The following is a 7416-nucleotide window of genomic DNA, read 5'->3' on the forward strand; positions in this document are numbered from 1 at the left end:
CACCATCAACACCTGTTTTACCGCTATCAATGATGACAGGGAAAGTTGGATTTGTTAATGCATAAGTCTTGTTACATTCTAAAGTTACTGGACACAATTTTTGAAAAACAGCATTATACACATTTACAACACCCAAATTTACGGCTACAGTATTGACAATCGTAATACGAGCTTCATCGAACGCTTTAGTTGCAATAAAACCAATAGTATGTAAACTGCTTCCCACCAAAAGATTGGAACCAGCAGTCGCCAATGCAGAATTCCCAAATTTAATTTCCTGAGGCGATCCATTAAGATAAGTAGTTATCGTAATGGCATCTAAGGCATTTACATTCAATAATGAAGGATTCTCTAAAGTGAAACCAACAAAAGAACCTATAGGGTAATCTGTTATTTGATCCTTTACCGAAATACTTCCAGAGGCTACAGCACCTACTGTTAAATTAATCTGAGCATAATTAGATGCATTTTGATCTATCAAATTATCTGCATTATTTACAGAACAGGCCACACAAGCTACACCATCAATGCCAGTATTTACACCATTAATATAAACTGGATAAGTTGGTGCGACCATACCGGTTTGTGTGTTACAAACCAAATTTGGTCCTGCACAGAAATTTTCGAAAACAGCACCATACACTTTTGTTGACCCCAAATTCAATCCTATTGTTTGTTGTATCGAAATCTGAACTTCATCAAATGATTTAGTAGAGACAAAACCAACTTTATGTCGGCCAGAGGTATTTAATAATGAACCATTTACAACTAAATTATTTCCAAAGAATTGGTCTTGAGGTGCTCCATTTAAATAAGTTGTTATATATATGTTTGCTAATGCTGAAACACTTAATAAATTGGAATTTTCTATTTCGAAACCGGCATAAGTACCAACTGGGTAATCCGTAAGTTGGTCTTTTACCGAAATACTTCCTGAACTTACAACACCAACATTCAAAGCTATTGTAGCATAATCTGTTGTGCTGGAACTAATCACATTTTTAGCATCATAAATATTCCCTACTGTTACACCTGAAACACCTGTGTGAGAAGGCTCTAAACTGACAGGATAAGTCGGAAGATTCATTGGAGATGCTGTATTGCAGCTCAAAACTGGGCCTGCGCAATAATTTCTGATTACTGGATAATAAACATCGACAGTATTCAACAAACCAACTAAACTTCCAATGGAAATTTCAATAGCATCAAAACTTTTTGTCGTATTAAAACCTACAACATAATTATTACCGGAGCCGTTAAGTAATCCCACACCCAAAAGCGAAGAACCTGTAGATGTTTCTCTTAAAGTACCATTCAAATAAGTCCTGATTGTAATCGAGCCCAGTAAATTTACATTCAATATTCCGCCGGCATCAATTCTATAGCCTGCATAAGTACCGGCTGTATAGTCAGTATCAGAATCTGTAACTCTATAATTTGCAGATCCTGCAACACCAATAGTAACAGCAGCAGTAGCAAAATTGTTTAAATCAGAATCTATCAATCTAGATGCATTTGAAGCTGAACACAGCAAACACACGCCACCAAGACTGCCTGTTGCTGTCAAATTTCCAAAAGCACTATCAATAAAAGGAAGTGGAGTTTCCGTATTGCATTGAGCTGAAATAGTTGTTGTAGAATACGCATAAAATATCAAAAAAAACAATATTCTTCTGAACATTCCTTTAATCAATATATCTAATGCAATGGATTGATCTAATTGATTAATCGAAAGATTTGGGTAATTTTTTCTCATAGAATAAAGGATTAAACTTTTTTAAACAAGACTAGATTAATAACTTCTTTAATATTTAATATCAAATTGATATAGAATAAAAAAGACATTTAATTAAACATTTATCACATGTTTAATTTTATGTACATCGCTGGATAGTAACTCAAAGAACTTATACTTCAGTAAATTTATCGCATTATAAAAGAGCATATAAAAAATTCCCACAAACAAAAACCGATTGTTATATAGAATTAATACTACACAGAAATTTGATTAGTACTAGTTTTTTGTAAGATTAATAATTAAACATAGCTACAGTTAATTCTTATTATTAAAAAAATTAAAAACATTAACTAAATTTCTTAAATTACAATACCAAATAATTATGAAAGATTATGACCGAAATTAAGAACACGCCAAAATCAAAAAACCATAATATAATCCTCCTCTATATAATACTGTTTTTTTCATGTACCTCATTAATCGTCATAAACTACATCACGATTAGAATTTTATCGGCATCAAGAGCATATATAAATGGGGAATCACATTACTCCAAAGGACAAAACAAGGCATCACGTCATTTGATCACCTATTTATACACAGAAAACAATAAAAGTTGGGAATCGTTTAACGAAGAATTGAGAGTCCCCTTGGGAGACCAATTTGCAAGAATTGCTTTAACCCAAAACTTAAATGACAGCATCACAAAAATAGGATTTAGGGCGGGGAGAAATAAAGAGGGAGATTTAGATGATTTAATCTGGGTTTTTAAGAATTTTAATTCGGTACCGTTTCTTAAAAAAGCAATTGCAGAATGGACAAATGCTGATGAATCAGTAAATCAACTTCATGAAATGGGTATTGAAGTTCACGAAAAAATTAAAACCCAAAAATTAGATCTACAAACAAAACATAAACTTTCATCAGAAATCAGTTTAATATGTGAAAGACTAGGTGCTGCAGCAGATAGATTCTCAAATATTGTTGTCGATGGTACCAGAGAAATTAAAGACAATCTAATAGTTATAAATATATTTTTTATTTTAATAATAATTAGTAGCGTAAGTATTTACTATTCAATTACTTTAAAAAAAATAATAGCTTCAGAAAAAGATATTAAGAATAAAAAAGAACAATTACACGACATTATAAAGGCCTTAGAAAAAACTAAAATAGAATTATCTACAGAAATAGTTCAACACAAAAAATTAATAGGAACCATAAGTCACGATATAAAAAGTCCTCTGAAATATTTGGCAATGACCAATAAATATATCTATGAAGAATCTAAAAGCTATGATGATGAAAAGTTTAAAAAAATAACAAAATCTGTTTATTCTTCTACCCTTCAATTATTCAATTTTATTGATAGCCTACTAACGTATTCCAAAATTTTCTTTGAAGGTAACTCTTCAGAAAATTCAGGCTATTTTCTAAAAGAACTAGTGCAAACAAAATGTAATTTATTTCATGAAATTGCCGAGGCTTCCAATAATATTTTAATAAACGAAATCAATAATAATGTCTCCACAAAAATAAACAAGGACATTTTATCTGTTATCCTGCACAATATTCTTGACAATGCCATAAAAAACACAGAAGATGGAGTAATTAAAATATACAGCCATATTAAAAATAAAAAACTATATCTCGTTGTGGAAGACACAGGCAAAGGATTTAAAGAAGAGGATTTAATATATTACAACCAATTGAGCAATCAACAATCTACTGAGAAATTAATGTTAAGAAACAGTGGAATCGGGATACATATGATCGTCGAATTAATTCATATACTCCACGGCGACTTAAAATTTTATAGTGAAGATGGTAAAGGTTCTAAAATTGAAATAATAACAGATTTAAACTAGTCAACCTTTGAATTTTTTAAACAATTCAGATAATTCTATAATATTGGTTATGTGCGCTTTTTTAAAAATATTTAATTTGTGGGTGCTTACTGTCGTCATTTTTATATCCAATTCATTGGCAACCTCAAGATTCCCAAATCCTTTTGCAAGAAGTTCTGCAATTTCAAATTCGCGATGGGTAAGATCTTCCAATGGATTATTACTTTCTCTCTTGTGCTGAGAAAATGCAATGAATTTATCCAAAATATCAGTGGAAATATATTTTCCTCCTTCCAATACTGTTTTTACAGCTTTAACGATCGTATCACTATCACTCAACTTATTCAAATATCCGTTAGCTCCAGCTTGGATATAACGAAAAGCATAAATATCCTCCTCATGAGCAGAAAAAATTAATATTTTTACATCCTTTTGCAGCTCTCGCAAATCATCAACCATATAACATTTTTTACCCCCAGGCAAATTAATGTCCAATATCACTAAATCAAAACTAACCTCGCCACATTCTGAAAGCGCTTCCTGAAAATCATTAGCCCCAAAAATTTGAACGTCATCAATTTCATTTTCCAATAAAAGTGACATTCCGGATCGTACAATAAAATGATCATCAACAATAAGTATTTTTTTAATCATATATAAAAACTAAATTAAAAACTACCAAAATCTATATTAAACCATAATAATCGTTTAATTTTTAAAAAAAAGATGCAGTCGTTTTAAGACTCTGTAGTAAAACAAAATTCTTGGATCTTTATATTAAAATGAAATTTATGAAATACCAATATAGTCAAATTTTAACAATACAACAATAATTTTTACAATTTTTATTACAAAAAAAATACTATTACTCAAGCCTAACCTTAAAAAAAAGTAAAAGCTACCTCAAGTAAAAAAAAGGCCAAACTGCCCACCTCTTCCAATTTTAATTAAATAGCCCAAATTAGTAACAAATATATTGTCTTGTCCTGAAAAATTAGCCCGATGGCGAGAAATTGCATAATTTGTAATGCATTAAATAATACAAATTACATTTATTTTTTAGTCCAAAATATTCTGGTATAATACTGATGTAATACCATTTGGATTATGTAATTAGTCCAAAGTTTTTGGTATAATGCCGTTGTATATTTCATTTGGTCCAATTTTTATTGGACTATTTTGAAATAACAAACGGTATAATATGAAAATAGTATCCCGATTGAGCAATCGGGAGACTATATTGAATATACAATCGGTATAACTAGCTTCTTGATATCGTACTATGAGCAATACATTTTCTGACAGCAACCAAATTGGAATGGTATCCACTTTTTCTGAACTTGTAAATAAGGATTTTAAGGGAGAAATGAATGCCCTATGCTGGTACCGAAATTTGGAAGGCGATTTTAAAGAGATTGTAGATAAACTGCAGATAAAAGATAATATAACGGAAGTTTATCCTAAAGATCTATTGGCACTCCAACTATCGGAAAAGGGGATTGCAGCAAGAGAAATTATCTTAAATGATTTACGATTATTAGCCGATTTCGGAGCTTCCCCCTCTCTTAATTTACTTAAATGTTACGAACGAGATGATGAATTTGAATTCATATCCACTGATGTGTATTCGTATCATGTTGATCGTTCGCCCATTGCAACGGATACTTTTTTATGTACCTATCACGGCATAGCAAGTGACATTATTTCTAATGAACAAGCGGAGCAAAAAATTCTAATTCCTGAAATTCGAAAAAAACTTAAAGAGCTACATAACGGCCCATCGGAGGAATTTGAAAACTTTTTGAAGGAAAATTGCTTTGATTTGCATTATCAGGCGCAACCTCATGCAGTGCCTATTAATTTAGGATTAGGAAATCTTTGGCGCCTGGCGGTGGATCATCCAAAACAACAGGTGCTGCCTTGCATTCACAGAGCACCAATAGAAAATGAAGAAGAATATCGTTTGTTGCTGATTTGCTAAAAAAACCGATGGCGCGGAATTGCACACGAACGAAGTGAACTGACGCAGTAATTCGTGATCGTCTTTTCCCCTTATAATTACCAAACCAAAAATCACGGTAAGGATTTGCGCATTGGCGCAGGGAGTAAACAATAAACTTATATAAAACGTCCTCTTCCCCGCCCTTATAGTTGCCAAACCAAAAATCACGGTAAGGATTTGTGCATTGGCTCAGGGAGTAAACAATAAACTTATATAAACGTCCTCTTCCCCGCCCTTATATTTTTGCGCTAAAAATCACAGTAAGGATTTGCGCGTTGGCCCTTGGGAGTGCCACCCTAGCGAAGCGGCTGGGGGCACGATAGGGAAATCCGTCCGATGATTTTTTGCGCAAAAATATTGTAGGCTTGATTTTTTTGTTACTTTTTTCATCAAGGAAAAAAGTAAAATGCACTTCATAAATAAAAACTCGTAACCAACCTACAAACGAAACAAGATCCCCCTCAAACCTTGATAGTCTTTCCCCTTATAGTTGCCAAACCAAAAATCACGGTAAGGATTTGCGCATTGGCGCAGAGAGTAAACAATAAACTTATATAAACGTCCTCTTCCCCGCCCTTATATTTTTGCACTAAAAATCACGGTAAGGATTTGCGCGTTGGCCGTTGGGAGTGCCCCCCTAGCGAAGCGGCTGGGGACACGATAGAAAAAATCCGTCCGATGATTTTTTGCGCAAAAATATTGTAGACTTGATTTTTTTGTTACTTTTTTCATCAAGGAAAAAAGTAAAAATATCTTCATAAGTATAAATTCCAATAACCCAACAATCACAAAAAAAGCCCATTCCTTTCGGTTTGGGCTTCTCTAACATTGCACTAAGTCAAAACGACTCAACTAAAACTACTTCCTGTACTTCTTAACGATAAATTTAAGCACCATTGACAATCCAAAACTGACTATAGCTCCAATCGCAGCCAATAAAACAGTTTTTGAGACATCCTCCGAATGTAAATTCGGTAACACGCTCAAAAAAGTACCGCCAGCAGTACCAATTAACGCAGGATTACTGGACTGCATTGAAATCATCGTTTAGGCTCGTAAGCTGACTAACCGCAGATAATACACCGCCTGCAACAGCCAAATACCCACCAATAGAACTAACCACCAGTGGTAAGGCAATTGGTGCGGTCAAAACAGTTCCACCAACAGTTGCTAATGCCAATCCGATATTTCGCAGCACTCTAAAAAATTTCGGAAGGGGAGCTTTCGCTCTTTTTACAATATTCATAATTAGAATTTTAAGATTTAACAATTAATAAAACGGTTTCCTCTCTCTCCACACTTTTATAAACTAAGCTTTTCAATTTGATAAAAGCTTGTCGAGATTCAAGCCCCAAACCGGAACCCGAAAGTTTCGTTACGGGAGCAATACAGCCATTCAATTCTCTTAGAGCATTATTGGCGGGATGGAACAAAATAAAACTTCTGTTTTCCACGTCAACTACTTCAATATGCCATCGAAATTTTTTACTGTATCGCTTACTGATAAAATATTCCCCCTCAGGAATACACGAAATCCTTTTTTCATTGGATGCCCAGGGCAGTTCAATGGTATAACAGATCAATTTTCCGTTACACTCAAGTTTTCCATTGGTTCCATCAGGGAAATAAGTTCTTGACAAGGTCAGGATCATTTACAGTCCGCTTACTTGAACCAATGCCAACGGATTATAAGAACCATTTTTCAATGGATACATTTTACCATTGACTCCTTGATAGAATTCAACTCCCACAGCAAGATATAAAGGCTTGGCACTATTGGCCGTCACGGTATTCACATGATTAATCGCCGCCGTTGGGGTGCTGTCCCC

Annotated in this window: 7 protein-coding genes; 2 read left to right on the plus strand and 5 right to left on the minus strand. The window is 33.6% G+C overall.

Translation table 11 applies throughout. From position 1 onward, the window contains the following. Nucleotides 1–1756: hypothetical protein (locus VFS71_RS00795; protein WP_326398777.1), on the minus strand; the 1756-nt coding region annotated here is incomplete at its 3' end. 374 nt (nt 1757–2130) lie between these two features. On the opposite strand from VFS71_RS00795, the gene VFS71_RS00800 reads away from it, so the two are divergent. After that, nucleotides 2131–3606, plus strand: coding sequence for a HAMP domain-containing sensor histidine kinase (locus VFS71_RS00800; RefSeq protein WP_326398778.1), 1476 nt, complete (start codon nt 2131–2133; stop codon nt 3604–3606). Here the strand turns inward: VFS71_RS00800 and VFS71_RS00805 are convergent, their stop codons facing one another. Beyond that, nucleotides 3607–4239 carry a response regulator transcription factor gene (locus VFS71_RS00805; protein WP_326398779.1) on the minus strand — a complete coding sequence of 211 codons (633 nt, stop codon included), beginning with the start codon at nt 4237–4239 and terminating at the stop codon, nt 3607–3609. Nucleotides 4240–4867: 628 nt separating this feature from the next. Between VFS71_RS00805 and VFS71_RS00810 the strand changes: the two genes are divergently transcribed. Beyond that, complete coding sequence (locus tag VFS71_RS00810) at nt 4868–5566, plus strand: DUF1826 domain-containing protein (RefSeq protein WP_326398780.1); 699 nt, start codon at nt 4868–4870, stop codon at nt 5564–5566. An 879-nt stretch (nt 5567–6445) separates the two neighbouring features. Here the strand turns inward: VFS71_RS00810 and VFS71_RS00815 are convergent. From VFS71_RS00815 to VFS71_RS00825, 3 genes are read right to left on the minus strand one after another with little or no spacing between them, the layout of a single operon-like run. Then, a complete protein-coding gene (locus VFS71_RS00815; protein WP_326398781.1) occupies nt 6446–6622 on the minus strand; it encodes a hypothetical protein in 177 nt (58 codons plus the stop codon). Beyond that, nucleotides 6609–6785 carry a hypothetical protein gene (locus VFS71_RS00820; protein WP_414655974.1) on the minus strand — a complete coding sequence of 59 codons (177 nt, stop codon included), beginning with the start codon at nt 6783–6785 and terminating at the stop codon, nt 6609–6611. The genes VFS71_RS00815 and VFS71_RS00820 overlap by 14 nt, the downstream gene beginning before the upstream one ends. Before the next feature lie 58 nt (nt 6786–6843). Beyond that, nucleotides 6844–7239 (minus strand): DUF5675 family protein, encoded by a 396-nt coding sequence (locus VFS71_RS00825; protein ID WP_326398782.1) that lies wholly within the window; start codon nt 7237–7239, stop codon nt 6844–6846. Nucleotides 7240–7416 lie beyond the last annotated feature (177 nt).

It is taken from the genome of Flavobacterium sp. (assembly GCF_035760125.1).
In the GTDB taxonomy this organism is placed as follows: domain Bacteria; phylum Bacteroidota; class Bacteroidia; order Flavobacteriales; family Flavobacteriaceae; genus Flavobacterium.

Excerpts from the sequence above, each read along its gene's own strand:
- VFS71_RS00800 (WP_326398778.1), top strand. The coding sequence starts at position 2,131 with ATGACCGAAATTAAGAACACGCCAAAATCAAAAAACCATAATATAATC.
- VFS71_RS00805 (WP_326398779.1), bottom strand. The coding sequence starts at position 4,239 with ATGATTAAAAAAATACTTATTGTTGATGATCATTTTATTGTACGATCC.
- VFS71_RS00810 (WP_326398780.1), top strand. The coding sequence starts at position 4,868 with ATGAGCAATACATTTTCTGACAGCAACCAAATTGGAATGGTATCCACT.
- VFS71_RS00815 (WP_326398781.1), bottom strand. The coding sequence starts at position 6,622 with ATGCAGTCCAGTAATCCTGCGTTAATTGGTACTGCTGGCGGTACTTTT.
- VFS71_RS00825 (WP_326398782.1), bottom strand. The coding sequence starts at position 7,239 with ATGATCCTGACCTTGTCAAGAACTTATTTCCCTGATGGAACCAATGGA.